Consider the following 14,636-nt stretch of genomic DNA (forward strand, 5'->3'; position numbering starts at 1 on the left):
CCGGATGTTTGCGAGCACATTGGCAAAGAGCGTGAGCACGACGCCCGCTCCATTGTCAGATAATTCGAGCAGAAAATGCCGATGTTTGCGAGCAGAGGCGCTTATGTTGGCAAGCCGCTACAGCTATAGGCGCTGCTCGATGGGAGGCCGTCGCATTCGTCGATCACGATGCCCGATAGCAGGCCCTTCTGCTGGTAGAGCTTGTGCAGGGATCGCAGCATCTCCTCGTCGCTCAAACGAAACGAGCGCGCGTTGATGATGGTTCTCGCCGCCTCGAACAGCTCGCGCTCGACGACGGCCTGAAACACATCCTGCGCCCTGATCCACATCTCGGGCTCATTGGCGACGCGCTTCTTCTTGAGCTTGAAGGAGCGACGATTCCAGACGTTGTCGCCGACATATTTCTCGTTGATCAGAATCTGATGGACCGTGCCCCGGGTCCAAGGACGCCCAAGATCGGTCGGAACGCCGCGTTGATTGAGATCGTCCGCAATTTCCCGCTCGCTGTATCCTCGATGGACGAAAGCCCGGTAGATGCTGCGAACCAGATCGACCTCTTCGGCAGGGCCAAGCGTCAGGATCACCCGATCTGTCTGAATGCTCTTGTGCTCGCCCCGTTCGAGAAGCCCCTTGATGACGCCATGCTCGTCAATCAACGTCCGGCGCAGGCCGAAGCCGGCGGGCCCGCCCTGGCGGTAGCCCTTCTCGATCAGCCGGCCCTGGCCGGCGAACACCTTGGTTGAAAGCTCGCGGCTGTATTCGCCAGCCATCGCTCGTTTGACGCCCTTGACGATAGTCGAAATCGGGCTGCCGTCATTGTCGAATTGCTCGGCGCAATATTCGACGGCGATGCCGGCGCGCCGACAAATATACTCGTAGTAGGCGCTTTCGTCGGCGTCCTGGAAGCGCCCCCAGCGGCTGACATCATAAACGAGCACCAAAGTGAAATCGGTGCTGCCCGATTGCACGTCCTCGATGAGTTGCCTGAGCGCGTCGCGCCCCTCGATCTTTAGCCCGCTTTTTCCAGCGTCTTCATAGGTTCGCACGATCTCGATTCCACGCGCCTCAGCATATTGCTTGATCGCGTCGGATTGGTTTTCGGTCGAATACTTCTGATGATCCGTCGACATGCGGACGTATTCGGCAGCCCGAAGTGGACGTTCAGGGTGCCCTGACCGGTCATCATCGTAAACTCTCCGGCTCATCACATGACGCCCTCCTGAAATCGGCTGCGGCGGTCCGGGCGACCTACCGCCGCAGCGCATGACGGGCCTGTGCCGCGACTCCGCAATGAAACCAGTCTAACTGCGGAGAAAACGGAAGATGTTGCCGAAAACGGGCAGGAAATTACCCCAATGGAGAGAGCACAATCCCTTTGGGTGAGGCTTCGGCCTCACTTCCCGGCGGCTCGGGCGCGGCGCAGTCGCGCCGCCAGGTCTACCTTTGGCCGCGTAATCGGCGATGCCGATCCGAGGAACGCAGCGCTGCGAGCTGCCTTTGCCTGTAGTGTCATCACTCCAGGCGGTTCTTCTTATCCGACTGTGACCCCAAAGATTGATCCGACCAGCGCGGTCGCGGCCATGGCAAGGGCACCCCAGAACGTCACTCGGACAGCGCCTCGCAGGATGCCGGCGCCGCCAGCGGTCGCGCCAAGACCGCCCAGGATGGCGAGCGACAGGAGTGTCGCGATGGCTACGAACGGCACAATTTGCGCTGGCGGAGCAAGCATGGCCACCAGAAGCGGGACCACAGCACCCACGGCAAAGGTCATGGCGGAGACAAGGGCCGCTTGGATCGGATGAGCGGTCACCGTCTCGGATATGCCCAGCTCGTCGCGGGCGTGGCTGCCAAGGGCATCGCGGTCGGTGAGCTGGACGGCCACCTGTTCGGCCAAATCGCGGGTCAGCCCGCGCGCCTCGTAGATTCGGGTCAGTTCCTCGAGTTCGGCATCAGGCGTCTCTGCAAGCTCCTTCTTCTCGCGGGCAAGGTCGGCCTGCTCGGCATCGGTCTGCGAACTGACCGAGACGTATTCGCCCGCCGCCATCGACATCGCTCCAGCGACCAGCCCGGCGAGGCCCGCGATCAGCACCTCCGTCCGCCCTGTGCCGGCTGCGGCGACGCCCACGACGAGGCTGGAGGTTGAGACAAGGCCATCATTCGCGCCGAGCACCGCCGCGCGCAACCAGCCGATGCGGTGCACCATGTGGATTTCGGAATGGGACAGGCGGCTCATGCGGGAATTCCTTCAAAACGGGTTTGCGGTGCTGTGAGGCCCGCGGGTGAAATGCGCAGGGCGCGCAGCGCGTTCAGGATAACGGCGACGTCGATGGCTTCCTGCAGCAGCGCGCCCTGAACGGGGGTCAGGTAGCCGAAGGCCGCAGCGATCATGCCCAGAACCGACAGGCCGATGCCTGCGACCACGCTTTCAAGCGCGATCCGGCGCGACCGGCGGGCGATCTCGATCCCCGGCGCGATGCGGTCCACCCGGTCCACCAGCAAGACCACATCGGCCGCCTCGGCACTTGCCGCCGCCCCGCGTGCGCCCATGGCGACGCCCACATCGGCGGCAGCCAGTGCGGGCGCGTCGTTGACGCCGTCGCCCACCATCATCACCGGACCGTTCTTGTGCTCGGTCAGGACCAAGAGCACCTTTTCATCTGGCGTCAGCCCCGCGCGGATGCCGTCAAGGCCAAGCCCTTCCGTTACCCGCGCCGCAACCTCGGCCCGGTCTCCGGTGGCCAAGAGGATGCGCGCAACCCCTTGCCGCCTCAGGCTGGCCAGCATCTCGGCTGCCCCTTCGCGGAGGGGGTCGGACATGACCAGATGCCCCGCCAAACGACCATCGAAGGCCACGGCCACCATGACCGACCCTGCCGCCAGTTCCGGGTGATCACCCGACAAACGGCCCACACGCTCCGCGACGAAACCATCGCCCCCGACGATGACCTGCCGTCCGTCGATGAAACCGATGACGCCTTCGCCCGGGATTTCAGCCACATCTTCGGGGATGGGTAGGGTGAGCCCCCGGTCCCTTGCTGCAGCCACGATGGCCTGCGCGACGGGGTGTTTTGATGCCTGATCCAGCGCCGCAGCATAGCGCAGGATGTCGTCAGCCCCCATCCCGTCATGGCTGTCGATACTGACGATCTGCGGGCGCCCGTCGGTCAGCGTGCCGGTCTTGTCGAGGATCAGGGTGCGGATGCGGGCCATCGCCTCGAGGGGTTTGGCCCCCTTCACCAGCACCCCGAAATGCGCCGCCCGGCTCAGCCCGGCCACCAGCGCCACCGGCACGGCCAGGATCAGGGGGCAGGGCGTCGCCACGACCAGCACCGCCACCGCGCGGATCGGATCGCCGGTAAACCACCATGCGGCAAAGGCGATGGCAACGGTGACGGCCAAAAACCCCAGCGACCAGCGATCAGCCAGCCGCGCCATGGGTGCTTTCGACGCCTGCGCCGCCTCGACCAGCCGGACGATCCCGGCATAGGTGCTGTCCTTCGCCTCGCGCGTCGCCTCCAGATCAAAAGCATCACCGGCATTGGTCGATCCGCTCATCGCCTCAGACCCGCGGTCGAGCCGCACCGGCAAGGATTCACCCGTCAGCGCCGATGTGTCGACGAAAGCCGCGGCGGATGCGATGCGCCCGTCCACCGGCACGACATCGCCTTGCCGGATCAGCAGCCGGTCGCCAGGCGCGATGTCTTCCAGTGCCACCTCCTCCAGCCCGCCATTGCGGTGGCGCGTGGCGGTGCGGGGCACGCGCGACAGAAGATCGCGCATCTCGCGCCGCGCGCGACCCTCGGCAAAGCTTTCGAGGAAGGTGCCGCCCGAATACATCACGGCCACGACCGCCGCCGCCAGCGTCTCGCCAAAGGTCAGGGCGGCCGACATCGACAGGGCGGCGACGATATCGAGGCCTACTTCTCCGCGCGCGAGGCTGCGGAGGATCTCAATGACCAGCGCGGCCAACACCGGCACGACGCCCGCGAACCAGACGGTCTGCGCCAGGTCGGAGCGCCCGCTGAAATGCAGCCCGAGCCCTGTCACCAGACCGGCCAAGGCGATGACGAGGAGCAGGGTCTTGAGCCTGTCTGTCTGAGCACGATCCAAAGGTTTCAAACTCCGATGGCCGTGGCCGTCGCCGCGGTCTTGTTCAAAAATAGTTTTCCGACGCCAATGCCCTGCACGCCACCCGCATCATCGCGCTTGAGGAACAGCGCGTCGAGCCCTGCCTGCCGTGCCAGGTTTGCGCCTGCCTCGACCCCCGTCACCATCAGGGCCGTCGCCCAGGCGTCGGCCTCGGCGCAGGTCGGCGCGATCACGGTGACGGATGCGGGCGGGGCAAGAAGCGGTGCGCCGCGCCTTGGGTCCATTGTATGGGACAGATCACGCCCTTGCACCGTGACCCAATGGCGGTAGTCGCCCGAAGTGGCCACCGCGGCATCCTGAAGCGTCAGGATGGACTGGGGCGCGCGGCGGGCGCGCTCGGGCGCCTCGACCGCGATGGTCCAGGCCCTCCCGTCCGGGCGCAGGCCTAGGGCACGCATCTCGCCGTCGATGCCGACCAGTGCATCGCGGATGCTGTGGGCCGACAGGACCTGCGTCAGACGATCCACCCCGTAGCCCTTGGCGATGCCGTTCAGGTCCAGCGAGATGGGGGCACTCTTGCGCACCCGGTTGCCGTCCAGTTCCAGCGCCTCATGGGCCGGGCGGCGGGGGGCCTGCATTGCGTCGTGAATGGCTTGCGGATCGGCTGCTGCCGGGCCATAGCCCCAGGCGCGCACGGCATCGCCCATGCCGATGTCGAAGGCCCCGCCCGACACGCGACCGATGGCAAGCCCAAGCTCCAGCACGCGCGCCAGATCGGCGGGGATGTCCTGCCATTCCCCCACCGGCGCGGCGTTCAGGCGCATCAGGTCGCTGTCGGGCTTCCATGTGGACATTTGGCCATCGACCGCATCCACCGCCGCCTGCAGGTCTGCCTGCACCATGCCGGGGTCGAACTCCGGCGGGGCAAAGAACAGCGCGCTCCACCGTGTGCCCATGGTCGGGCCGTTCAGGGCGTGGCGGATCAGGTTAGTAGACATCTTCGACATAACGCCCCTCGGCCTTGAGCATCGCGGGCGTCAGGCCCATCGGTGCAAGGATATCTTCCAGCGCGCGACCCACGCCTTGCGCCATGCCACGCCCGCCGCAGACCATGACCCTTGCGCCGTTGCGGATCGCCTCGGCCACCTGCGCGGCCTCGGCCCACAGGGCATCCTGCACATAGTGTGGCCGCGCCCCGCGCGAGACGGCGGTGGAGAGCCGCGTCAGCCGCCCCTCTGTCTGCCATTCCGTCAGATCGTCGCCATAAAGGAAGTCGCTGTCCGGGTGTCGCATCCCGAAGAACAGATGCACCGGACGACGACGGGCGTTGGCGCGAATGATCCCGGCCAAGGGTCCGATCCCGGTGCCCGCACCGATCAGGATCAGGGGCACCCGACCCCGCCCGGCATGGAAACCTGGGTTGCGACGCAGGAAGGCCTGCACGGCGTCACCCGGTTCCAGCGTCAGCAGCTGGCCAGAACAAAGGCCGCCCGGATGCTTCTTCACTACGATCTCGACAAACCCGTCCCCGCTGCCCGATGCCAGGGAGTAGAAGCGCGGGAGGGACGAGCCTTCGGGCAGGATGCCCAGAAGGTCGCCCGCCTGAAACCGTGCGAAACCCCGGCTCGTCAGCCGCGCCCAGTGGGTCGCTTTTGGCAAGGCAAAGCGCATGATCGCGGTCGGGGCCTGCACGGCCTCGCCATAGTCACGGCGGGAGATGAGGGTCAGGCCTTGCGCCTCGGGGCGGGCGGGCTGGTGATCAAGGTCGAGCGTCAGCCCGATGGCCTGCCCCAGCGCCCGGCCCCAGCGGGCGAAGTCCTGCGGCGACTGGCGGTCCACTGTGTCCATGGGCAGGAGGGTGGCCCAGCCGTTGGCGCGTGCGGTGGCCTCAACCTCTGCCGCATAGGCACAGAAGGCCGGGAAACTGCGGTCACCGAAGCCTAGCACGGCGAGGGCCGCGGTCGGGGGCATGCGCGCCAGCCGGTCGAGGAAGCCTTGCGCGGACGCGGGCGCGTTGCCTTCGCCATAGGTGGCGGCCAGGATCAGGAACCGCTCCGCCCGTGGGTGGCGCGCGGGGTCAAAGGCCGACATCGGCGCGATGTGGACCGCCTGACCTGCATCCCGCAGGGCACGCGCCAGCGTCGCGGCGAAGCCCCAGGTGCTGCCGCCTTCGGAGCCGACAAGGATCACCGTCTGCGCCCGGCCCGCGGGCGCATTGTCGCGCAGCCGGGGCCGACCCCGCCGTCCAGCGGCCCAGATCAATGTGCCGGTTGCCCCCATCACCGGGACGCTGAGCGCGATCAGGCCGAGGACCAGCCCGAAGGTCGCCGCACCCTGACCGGTGTGCAGCATGTAGACGGTTTCCGAGACCTGCTGCCATGGCGTCAGGTCCGCCCAGGACAGAAGTTCGCCGGTCCCCTGATCGATCAGGCCGGTGCCTGCATCGGTGGAGAGGGTGAACATATCCTGCGCATCGCCTGCATAGGGAAAACTCAGCTTGCGCAAGGCGTCGACAGGCACATCCTGCAGCGCGGCCATCTGGTCCAGCGGGAAGGCCATCTGTCCGCTGACCACCGCAGGGTCGGCGGGGCGTGCCGCCCCATCGGGCAAGAGGTCAAAGGTTGATGCTGTCATCCAGAGCGCGGTGGCCGCCGACAGGGCAAGGCCCAGGACGGCGACGCGCGCCAGTTCCACATGCAGACGCCCGGCCAGAGGCCCGCGCAGCCGCGCGAACCAGCGCCGCCAACCGCCTGTGCGCCGCGCGACCAGCGCCGCCCCCGACAGGGTCAGCACCAGCATCGCGGCAGCGCCCGCCGCCATCACCAACCGCCCGGCATCGTCCAGAAACAGCGACCGGTGGAGGTTGGTCAGCCAGCGTTCCACCCCGTTCGGATCGGCCGAGCCGACGTCGGCGCCGGTTGCCGGGTCGATCACCGCCGATCCGGGCCTGCCGCCGTCGAACCACCAAGCGGTGATGGTGCCCGAGGGGGACCGGCGGATTTCTTCCAGCCCCGGGTGGGTGGCGGCCACGCGGGCGGCCAGATCCGCCACGCTTTGCTCTGCGACGGCCTGCGGGGCGGCCAGCCGTTCGGCCATGGGAAAGACCGACAGCGCCGCACCGCTAAGTGCGAGAACGGTCACAAGAACAAGGGCCAGAAGCCCCGGCCAGCGATGCAGCGCGCGGATCATCGGTTCGTCCCCTTACTGATAGACGAAGCTGGCGATGTAGCGGCGGCCCTGCACGGCCACGCCCGCACCCGCTGTCGTCAGCGGCACCGCGATCTCGTTGGGGCTGTCGCGCATGTCCTCGACCGCCGCATCGATGTGGAGCGTGTAGCCCGCATCGAACAGCGCATCAGCGAGATCCAGCGTGATCTCGAGCGTCCGGCCCGCGCCCACGCTGGCCCCGGTGATCCCGTTGATCTGGGCAGGGTCGCCCCCGGTGGCGGCATACCAGTCGCTCAGGTGCTCGTAGTATTTCGACTTGCCGCCCGCCATCCACAGGCTGCCGACATAAGCGCCCGCGGCATCGGTGACATACAGCGCCAGATAGGCGCCATCGCCGCCATAGCTGTTCATCGTGGTGGTCAGTGTCACGGGCCGGGCCATTGCCAGCCCGGGCAGGGTCAGCGCGGTGGTCAGGGCAAGCGTCGCGAGAAGGGATTTCATCGGATGTCCTTTCGGTGATGATCTGCGCCCCGCATGGGCAGGGCGCGCGAGAACCGGGATCAGTTGGTCACGGCCACGGGCGGCGCGCCGTTGCCGAAGAGCCCATTTGCCGGGGGTGCGACGGTGCCTGCGGGCGCAGGGTTGCCGAGGGTGCCGGCGCAGTCATCATCATCATCATCATCATCGTCGCAGTCCTCGTCGTCATCATCGTCCTCGTGCCCGCGACGGAACCATCCGCCGTCATCATCGTCGTCATCGTCTCCGCTTACACGGATGAGGGGCACGGGCTGGCCGTCCGCGTTGAACACGGCTTCGCAAACGCCGCTGCACGCATTTTGGGCGCTGCCTTGGGTCTGCATCGCGGCGAGGGCCGGCAGGCCGAGAGCCGCTGCGAGCGCCGTCGATGCGAAAAGAAGGGAAAGTCGGGATGTCATGCATGGTCTCCTTGGATCTGATGCTGGCAATCTGGGCGCCGGACCTGAGCCGTTCCTGACGCCATCCCGCTTTCTGCTTCAGCTTGGCGTCAGGAAGAAAAAGGCCCCGCCGAGACAGGGCGGGGCCAGTCGGACCACGAGGGACAGGCGTGGTCGGAGAACGGGGTCAGGCGATGTTGCCGGGCATGGAGGGATGGGTTGATGCGGACTTGCGGGGCATCTCAATCGTCATCGTCGTCGCCCTGATCCGATGTCTGTTGCGTCGCCAGATCGGCACCCGCAGGCGTGGCCGCAGTGTCGCCGGGCTGCGCCGGTGCCGTGACGGTGGCTGGCGCAGTGCCGGGTCCGCGACCAAGGGCTGTCAATGTGGGCGCGGCAAGGACCGCGATAACGGCGGCAGTTGCGAGCAAAACGAGAATTGTGGATTTCATGGCGGTAGCTCCTTGATTGGATGAACCGATTCTGTCGTGTGCCGCTGAAGCCTTGCTGATGGGACGCCGGTTTCTGCTTCAGCCTGGTGTCAGAAAACACGCGCCCTAACCTCATGCCGGGCACAGGCCGGAACCGATTGTACACCCGGTTCCGGCACGGCTGCGTGTCAGCGCAGTTCGAACGCTTCGGAGTAAACGCGGCGCGGCGCATGGCCCATCGCCTTGAGCCCGTTCTGGATGCCGTCGCGCAACCCGCAGGGCCCGCAGAAGAACAGCTCCGACCCGGCGATCTCGAAGGGCACCATCGCGACCAGGCGTTCGGCCGTCAGTCGCCCCTCGGTGCGGCTGGCCACGACCTGCACGCTCAAGCCCGGATGACCTGCGGCGATGGCTTGCAGACGGTCGGCGGCAAAGGCTTCGTCCTGGGTGTTCACGGCCCAGATCAGCGCGATCTGCTGGCGGTCTGCCTCGGTCAGCGCCTCGGCCCATGCCAGGAAGGGTGTGATGCCGATGCCTCCCGCCAGCCAGACCTGACGCGGCACCCGGCGTCGGAACAGGAACCGGCCATAGGGCCCCTCAACGCGCAGCCGCTGGCCCGGCACCAGCTTGTCCGGCAGGCTGCGCGTCCAATCCCCCAGCGCCTTGATCCCGAAATGCAGACTGCCATCGGCGCGCGGGGCCGAAGCGATGGTAAAAGGATGCGCCTCGTCAAGGCCAGCGCCGGGGCCCGAGCCGGGAACCGAGACAAAGGCGAACTGGCCAGGACGCCAGCGCATTCCGCGCCCTGTGGGCCGCAAGGCAATCTCGGTCGCAGCACCGTGTCGCGTGACGGAGTCGAGCGCATAGTCGCGCGGGCGCAGAAAAGGGTTGATGAACTGCGTGAACACCCAGGCCACCAGCCCCGCAAGGCTGAACGTGTTGAGGTAGAGCGCCAGCATCGGGTCCACCCCTTCGGGCTTGTCGATGGCCAGTTGGTGAAACGCGGCAATCGCGAACAACAGCCCCATGAACCGGTGCGTGAAACGCCACAAGGGCCAGGGCAATTCCAGATTGGTGAAGGGAACCCGCTTGATCCAGCTGATCGCGATCAGCGCGATGAACCCGTAGAAGGCAATTTCTCCGACCTCGGCGGCGAATTCGCCAAGGTTGGTTTCTGCCACAAAATCCTCGATCTCCGGTTCAAGCTGGTCATGCAGGACCATCAGCCCCAAGGCCGCGATCCCCAGCCACTTGTGGACGGCATACATGCGATCCAGCCCGCCGAAGAACGGTTCGATCACAGCCGGGCGCGCCGACAGTACCAGGGCTATGCCCATGGCCACAATCGCGGCGGACCCGACCGCGATGCTCATGGCGGACTCGATGCCGAACGGGGCATAGGTTTGCGCGCCAAGGGCGGCGCCTAACAGAACGGCGATGGCGGCAAATGCCGGACCGGAATACAACATGTCAGAAAACCTTCCGTTCGGGCCGACTTGAGGAATGGTACCCGGCGTCACAGGGGACTGGTCGTGGGCCCGGCGCTGTGGATCTCGCCCTGTCACCGTGGCCTTTTCATGCACGGAAACATGGTCAGTCATCTTCCTGTCCTTCGCGGTCGCGACCGTGGTCGTCATCCTCGAATTCGAATTCGACGATCTGCAGCGTGCCGGGATGCAGCTTGACCTCGATCGCGCGGCCCGTCGCGTCGCGGCCGTCGATCTCGTAGCAGCCGTCGTCGATCTTGATGCGGCGCACCTCCCAGCCTTGCCGGGTGGCGAACTCAGCCACCGCCTCGCGCGGTTGCCAGTCGGCCATCGGAACGAAGCAATCATCATCAGCCAGTGCGGCACCGGCAGGCAGGGCTGCCAGAAAAGCAAGAATTGTCAGCGTCTTTCGCATGGGCCACACTCCGGGTTACGGCCAGTCTGGATGATGTGATGCGCGCCGAAGCTGACGGCAGCCTGAAGACGGCTGATCCAGGGCTTCAGCCTGCTGTCAGGAGAGAGGGTCAGAAGCAAACCAACCCGGGGCCAAAGGGACGGCAGAAGACCATGCGCATCTTGCTGATCGAGGATGATACAGTTCTGGGAGCTGCCGTGCGGGACCAGATAGCCGCCGATGGCCATTCGGTCGACTGGGTCCAGCGGCTGGATGCGGCCGGGGACGCGATGGCCGGGGCGAGCTTCGATCTTGTGCTGCTGGACCTGATGCTGCCCGATGGCCGGGGCATTCCGTTTCTGCGCCGTCTGCGGGCCAAGGGCGATGTGACGCCCGTCATCATCCTGACCGCGCTTGACCAGATCAGCGACCGGATCGAGGGGTTGAACGCAGGGGCCGACGACTACCTGGTCAAGCCCTTCGATCTGGCGGAACTGTCCGCCCGGATCGGCTCGGTGGCGCGCCGCTATGCGGGGAACCCCAACCCAATTGTCACCCACGGGCCGCTGGAGATCGACCTTGCTGCGCGCAGCATCCACCGCGACGGCCGCCCAGTCGCCCTGACGGCACGCGAATGGGCGCTGTTCGAGGCCTTTCTGTCCCGGCCTGGGCAGCTTCTGTCCAAGGCGCAGCTTGAGGACAAGCTTTACGCCTTTGGGGCCGAGATCGAGAGCAACACGATCGAGGTCCATCTCAGCCGACTGCGGAAGAAGTTGGGGGCGGAGGTGATCGAGACGGAACGCGGCCTCGGCTACCGTCTGGGCCGGGCATGAGGGCGCCGCGCAGTCTTCAGGGTCGCCTTGGGCTCTGGCTGGGCGTGGCGCTGACGGTTCTTTGGGTGCTCGCGGCCAGCGTGACGGCGCTGATCGCGCGGAGCGAGATCGAAGAGGTGTTCGATTCCGCCCTGCAGGAAACCGCACAGCGCATCCTGCCACTCGCCGTCGTTGATATCCTGAACCGCGAGGAAGCAGGGATCAGCCAGCGTCTTGCCGCCATCCGCGAACATGACGAGTTCTTCACTTACATCGTGCGGGATGATCAGGGGCGCATCCTGCTGCAATCCCATGCCGCCGACCCGGGCGTGTTCCCCGCCTGGGAAGGGATCGGGTTCCACCAGATTGCAACGCATCGGCTCTATAGCGACGAGGCTGTGCAGGGCACGATCCGCATCACTGTGGCCGAGCCGCTGGACCATCGCGCAAGCGTCGCGCGCGAGATTCAGATGGGGCTTGGCCTGCCACTTCTGATCTTGCTGCCCGTGGCGCTTCTGGCCATCGTGCTGGCCGTCCGCGCCAGCCTTGCGCCCCTGCGCCAGTTCCGCGACCGCCTGTCGGCGCGGGGCGCGCGCGACCTGAGCCCCGTCGCCAGCGCCGATCTGCCCACCGAAATCGCGCCCCTCGCCGATACGATGAACGGACTTCTGGGGCGGCTGGAGGCGGCCTTCGAGGCGGAGCGAAGCTTTGCAGCGAACGCCGCGCATGAACTCCGCACCCCGCTGGCAGGTGCCATCGCACAGGCACAACGGCTGCAGACAGAGACGCGCGACGCTGACGCCAAGGCCCGTGCGGCCGAAATCGAGGCCACGCTGAAACGCCTGACCCGCCTCTCCGAACGCCTGTTGCAACTGGCGCGCGCTGAAGGTGGTCGCCTTCGCCGTGACGTCGCTGCCGATCTTCGCCCCGTGGCCCGACTGATCGTCGACGACCTTGCGCGCGGTGGCGAGCCCGGGCGCATCCACCTCGCGCTTCCGGACAGCGCTATCATGTCGGATCTGGACCCCGACGCCTTCGCGATCGTCTTGCGCAATCTGATCGAGAATGCCTTGCGCCATGGCCAAGCCGAAGCTCCTGTGGAGGTCTCGCTTGCAACTGACGGAACGCTGATCGTCGCCAACGACGGCCCGGTCGTGCCCGCCGAGGATCTCGCACGCCTGACGCACCGGTTCGAGCGCGCCCGGTCCGATCGCGAGGGCAGCGGTCTTGGGCTGGCAATTGTCGCGACGATTGCCGAGAGGTCTGGCAGTCAATTCGAACTCAGATCGCCTCGCGAAGGCCGGGCTTCAGGGTTCGAGGCACGACTATCACCGACCGGAACACGCGTTCTGAATTCCTAGCGAGAATGGATCAGGCTTTACGCCTTGATTCGAAGGCATTTCTCGCGCGCAGTACTCGGCTGGTTGCGTATCGACCGAGTGGCGAACGCATTTGGGCTGGATCAGTTGATAGCCAAATCGGTCGCCGTTTTCCCAGCAGCCAACGCCTCCACGAACCACTGCGGTTTGCGCCCGCGACCGGACCAGGTGAGTGCCGGGTTCTCAGGGTGCCGGTATTTCGCCGCGACAGGCGCACGGGAGGCTTTCGTCTCGGTTCCGTCAAGTTCGGCCAGAGAGTAGCCCAGATCCCGGGCGAGAGCTTCCACCTTGGCGCGGGCTTCCGCCTTCTGCCGATCCTCGAATGTGGAGATCGCCTTGGCGACGTCCTTCTGCATTTTCTTCAGCTCGCCAAGCGACAGTGCCTCGAGTTCGTAATCAGCCATTGATGCGGTCCGTGTCCTGAATATCCCGGTATCGATAGCCCGTCGATGCAGGGCACCGCAACTCCCGGAAGGCAAGGGCAGGGGTGGCAAAGGCTGGTGATCGCAGTTTTCGCCGCCGGGGAGGTGCTGGACTGGGGGTAAGGCAGTCCCGATGGGCAAGGTGACAGGTCCTGGCATGGGCTCCCCGCGCATCTCTGTCTCCTCGGCCATCCCTTCGACTGACAATCCCCTAATCCCGTTCGGTTGCCTGCGCGCAACCCCGCGTCAGTCCGGGCCGTGTTGGCTAGCGTTTCTTTGGAAACGCGTCACCTGCCCGCTCCACCCCGGTCCTCTGGGGGTTTCCGGCGTCCGTTCCGTCCACCGTGCACGCGTCACCCGACGGGCTTTTTCCGGGTCTTGTCGAAGGGACGGTCCCGAAGACAGGACACAGAAGGAAGCTTACCATGCAGAACATCGTTATCCTCGCCGGCAACATCGGTCAGACCCCCGAAGTCCGCACCACCCAGGGCGGCACCAAGATCACCAACTTCAGCCTCGCCACCTCCCGCCCCCGCATCTCGGAAGGTCGCGTCCTGCGCGACGAGAACGGCTACCGGGTCATGGACACGGAATGGCACCGCATCACCTGCTTCAACGGTCTCGGCAAGACGGTCGCAGAGCACTGCGAAAAGGGCATGAAGGTCCTCGTCCACGGCCGCATCCACTACACCAAGTGGATCGACAGCATGGGCAACGACCGCTACGGCTGCGAGATCATCGCCGAAAAGGTCGACTTCCTGAGCCGCCCGAAGTCGGCCGAGACCGAAAACCCCGAGCTGGTCGACCGCGACGACGAGATCCCGTTCTGAAAAGAACGGGGCCTCCCCCTCAGGCCCGGCGGGGAAACCCGCCGGGTTCGTGGCATGCGTACGGCAAGCCGTGTAGCAGGACATCGGCACAGTTTGACAATCTTTGCCAATTTATGTCATCGTCCTTGCAAAGGAGATCGCGACCATGGCCACGATGAATGTTTCTTTGCCGGACCCGATGAAGGCCTGGGTCGAGGCCCAGACACAAGATGGGCGCTACAGCAACGCCAGCGATTATGTGCGCGATCTGATCCGCCGGGACCAGGATCGCCAGCAGGCCATCGTCGAGTTGCAGCAGCTTGTCGATGAGGGTCTCGCAAGCGGTCCGGCAGGACGTCTGGATGTTGAGGCATTTCTTGCCCGCAAGCGGGATCAGAATGCCAGAACCGACGGTCGTTGAATATCGCCTATCACCTGCTGCGCTGAATGATCTGGACGCGATCTGGGATTATACCGCGCGTACCTGGTCAGTTGGTCAGGCAGAAACCTATATCCGCGGGCTCGCCGTGGACATGGACCTGCTGGTCCAGCACCCGGGGATCGCGCGCGAACGCACTGAAATCCGCCCGCCCGTGCGCCTTTACCGCTCGGGATCGCATCTGATCATCTACCGCATCGAGGAGGAGTGGCTGCAGGTGTTGCGCATCGTGCATGCGCGACAGAATTGGGTCGCCTATCTCAACGAGTGATCTGACGCTCTCGCAGCCCTT

The 14,636-nt window shown here is 65.8% G+C and carries 15 protein-coding genes and 1 pseudogene; 5 read left to right on the top strand and 11 right to left on the bottom strand.

Features of this window, described 5'->3' with window-relative positions; all coding sequences use genetic code 11:
- Positions 1 to 125 precede the first annotated feature (125 nt).
- From HK439_RS16880 to HK439_RS16925, 10 genes and pseudogenes are all read right to left on the bottom strand, one after another.
- Positions 126 to 1,205: pseudogene (locus tag HK439_RS16880) on the bottom strand (recombinase family protein); the annotation flags it as partial.
- 326 nt (positions 1,206 to 1,531) lie between these two features.
- The gene (locus tag HK439_RS16885; RefSeq protein WP_038148821.1) at positions 1,532 to 2,233 is read right to left on the bottom strand and encodes a VIT1/CCC1 transporter family protein; all 702 of its coding nucleotides are present in this window, start codon (positions 2,231 to 2,233) and stop codon (positions 1,532 to 1,534) included.
- Positions 2,230 to 4,110: a heavy metal translocating P-type ATPase gene (locus tag HK439_RS16890; protein WP_190292712.1), complete on the bottom strand. Its 1,881-nt coding sequence runs from the start codon at positions 4,108 to 4,110 to the stop codon at positions 2,230 to 2,232. Before HK439_RS16890 ends, HK439_RS16885 begins: the two co-directional genes overlap by 4 nt.
- Before the next feature lie 5 nt (positions 4,111 to 4,115).
- On the bottom strand, positions 4,116 to 5,096 hold the full coding sequence (locus HK439_RS16895) for an FAD:protein FMN transferase (protein WP_190292713.1): 981 nt from the start codon (positions 5,094 to 5,096) through the stop codon (positions 4,116 to 4,118).
- Complete coding sequence (locus HK439_RS16900; protein ID WP_190292714.1) at positions 5,077 to 7,278, bottom strand: PepSY domain-containing protein; 2,202 nt, start codon at positions 7,276 to 7,278, stop codon at positions 5,077 to 5,079. Before HK439_RS16900 ends, HK439_RS16895 begins: the two co-directional genes overlap by 20 nt.
- 12 nt (positions 7,279 to 7,290) lie before the next feature.
- On the bottom strand, positions 7,291 to 7,758 hold the full coding sequence (locus tag HK439_RS16905; RefSeq protein WP_035714375.1) for a DUF2271 domain-containing protein: 468 nt from the start codon (positions 7,756 to 7,758) through the stop codon (positions 7,291 to 7,293).
- Between the two features lie 59 nt (positions 7,759 to 7,817).
- The gene (locus HK439_RS16910; protein ID WP_190292715.1) at positions 7,818 to 8,192 is read right to left on the bottom strand and encodes a hypothetical protein; all 375 of its coding nucleotides are present in this window, start codon (positions 8,190 to 8,192) and stop codon (positions 7,818 to 7,820) included.
- Between the two features lie 221 nt (positions 8,193 to 8,413).
- Positions 8,414 to 8,623 carry a hypothetical protein gene (locus HK439_RS16915; protein ID WP_038148811.1) on the bottom strand — a complete coding sequence of 70 codons (210 nt, stop codon included), beginning with the start codon at positions 8,621 to 8,623 and terminating at the stop codon, positions 8,414 to 8,416.
- Positions 8,624 to 8,790: 167 nt separating this feature from the next.
- Positions 8,791 to 10,203 carry a ferric reductase-like transmembrane domain-containing protein gene (locus HK439_RS16920; protein WP_081875072.1) on the bottom strand — a complete coding sequence of 471 codons (1,413 nt, stop codon included), beginning with the start codon at positions 10,201 to 10,203 and terminating at the stop codon, positions 8,791 to 8,793.
- Positions 10,196 to 10,504, bottom strand: coding sequence for a PepSY domain-containing protein (locus HK439_RS16925; protein ID WP_038148808.1), 309 nt, complete (start codon positions 10,502 to 10,504; stop codon positions 10,196 to 10,198). Before HK439_RS16925 ends, HK439_RS16920 begins: the two co-directional genes overlap by 8 nt.
- A gap of 152 nt (positions 10,505 to 10,656) precedes the next feature.
- Here HK439_RS16925 and HK439_RS16930 point away from each other — a divergent pair, with 152 nt between their 5' ends.
- Positions 10,657 to 11,316 (top strand): response regulator transcription factor, encoded by a 660-nt coding sequence (locus tag HK439_RS16930; RefSeq protein ID WP_106754621.1) that lies wholly within the window; start codon positions 10,657 to 10,659, stop codon positions 11,314 to 11,316.
- Positions 11,313 to 12,656, top strand: a complete 1,344-nt coding sequence (locus tag HK439_RS16935) for an ATP-binding protein (RefSeq protein WP_190292716.1) — start codon at positions 11,313 to 11,315, stop codon at positions 12,654 to 12,656. The genes HK439_RS16930 and HK439_RS16935 overlap by 4 nt, the downstream gene beginning before the upstream one ends.
- A gap of 101 nt (positions 12,657 to 12,757) precedes the next feature.
- On the opposite strand, the gene HK439_RS16940 is transcribed toward HK439_RS16935, so the two are convergent.
- Positions 12,758 to 13,078 carry an H-NS family nucleoid-associated regulatory protein gene (locus HK439_RS16940; protein WP_038148804.1) on the bottom strand — a complete coding sequence of 107 codons (321 nt, stop codon included), beginning with the start codon at positions 13,076 to 13,078 and terminating at the stop codon, positions 12,758 to 12,760.
- Positions 13,079 to 13,521: 443 nt separating this feature from the next.
- Here HK439_RS16940 and HK439_RS16945 point away from each other — a divergent pair, with 443 nt between their 5' ends.
- The 3 genes from HK439_RS16945 (at position 13,522) to HK439_RS16955 (ending at position 14,615) form a co-directional block, all read left to right on the top strand.
- On the top strand, positions 13,522 to 13,926 hold the full coding sequence (locus tag HK439_RS16945) for a single-stranded DNA-binding protein (protein WP_038148802.1): 405 nt from the start codon (positions 13,522 to 13,524) through the stop codon (positions 13,924 to 13,926).
- Between the two features lie 145 nt (positions 13,927 to 14,071).
- Positions 14,072 to 14,326 carry a type II toxin-antitoxin system ParD family antitoxin gene (locus HK439_RS16950; protein ID WP_038148800.1) on the top strand — a complete coding sequence of 85 codons (255 nt, stop codon included), beginning with the start codon at positions 14,072 to 14,074 and terminating at the stop codon, positions 14,324 to 14,326.
- The gene (locus HK439_RS16955) at positions 14,304 to 14,615 is read left to right on the top strand and encodes a type II toxin-antitoxin system RelE/ParE family toxin (RefSeq protein ID WP_038148799.1); all 312 of its coding nucleotides are present in this window, start codon (positions 14,304 to 14,306) and stop codon (positions 14,613 to 14,615) included. The genes HK439_RS16950 and HK439_RS16955 overlap by 23 nt, the downstream gene beginning before the upstream one ends.
- Positions 14,616 to 14,636 lie beyond the last annotated feature (21 nt).

This window comes from Roseibium aggregatum (assembly GCF_014692675.1).
GTDB classification, from domain to species: domain Bacteria; phylum Pseudomonadota; class Alphaproteobacteria; order Rhizobiales; family Stappiaceae; genus Roseibium; species Roseibium aggregatum_C.

Bases quoted from the DNA above. Each gene is read 5' to 3' on its own strand.
- HK439_RS16905 (WP_035714375.1), bottom strand. From the start codon at position 7,758: ATGAAATCCCTTCTCGCGACGCTTGCCCTGACCACCGCGCTGACCCTG.
- HK439_RS16900 (WP_190292714.1), bottom strand. From the start codon at position 7,278: ATGATCCGCGCGCTGCATCGCTGGCCGGGGCTTCTGGCCCTTGTTCTT.
- HK439_RS16915 (WP_038148811.1), bottom strand. From the start codon at position 8,623: ATGAAATCCACAATTCTCGTTTTGCTCGCAACTGCCGCCGTTATCGCG.
- HK439_RS16885 (WP_038148821.1), bottom strand. From the start codon at position 2,233: ATGAGCCGCCTGTCCCATTCCGAAATCCACATGGTGCACCGCATCGGC.
- HK439_RS16940 (WP_038148804.1), bottom strand. From the start codon at position 13,078: ATGGCTGATTACGAACTCGAGGCACTGTCGCTTGGCGAGCTGAAGAAA.
- HK439_RS16920 (WP_081875072.1), bottom strand. From the start codon at position 10,203: ATGACTGACCATGTTTCCGTGCATGAAAAGGCCACGGTGACAGGGCGA.
- HK439_RS16950 (WP_038148800.1), top strand. From the start codon at position 14,072: ATGGCCACGATGAATGTTTCTTTGCCGGACCCGATGAAGGCCTGGGTC.
- HK439_RS16945 (WP_038148802.1), top strand. From the start codon at position 13,522: ATGCAGAACATCGTTATCCTCGCCGGCAACATCGGTCAGACCCCCGAA.
- HK439_RS16930 (WP_106754621.1), top strand. From the start codon at position 10,657: ATGCGCATCTTGCTGATCGAGGATGATACAGTTCTGGGAGCTGCCGTG.
- HK439_RS16935 (WP_190292716.1), top strand. From the start codon at position 11,313: ATGAGGGCGCCGCGCAGTCTTCAGGGTCGCCTTGGGCTCTGGCTGGGC.
- HK439_RS16910 (WP_190292715.1), bottom strand. From the start codon at position 8,192: ATGACATCCCGACTTTCCCTTCTTTTCGCATCGACGGCGCTCGCAGCG.
- HK439_RS16925 (WP_038148808.1), bottom strand. From the start codon at position 10,504: ATGCGAAAGACGCTGACAATTCTTGCTTTTCTGGCAGCCCTGCCTGCC.
- HK439_RS16955 (WP_038148799.1), top strand. From the start codon at position 14,304: ATGCCAGAACCGACGGTCGTTGAATATCGCCTATCACCTGCTGCGCTG.
- HK439_RS16895 (WP_190292713.1), bottom strand. From the start codon at position 5,096: ATGTCGAAGATGTCTACTAACCTGATCCGCCACGCCCTGAACGGCCCG.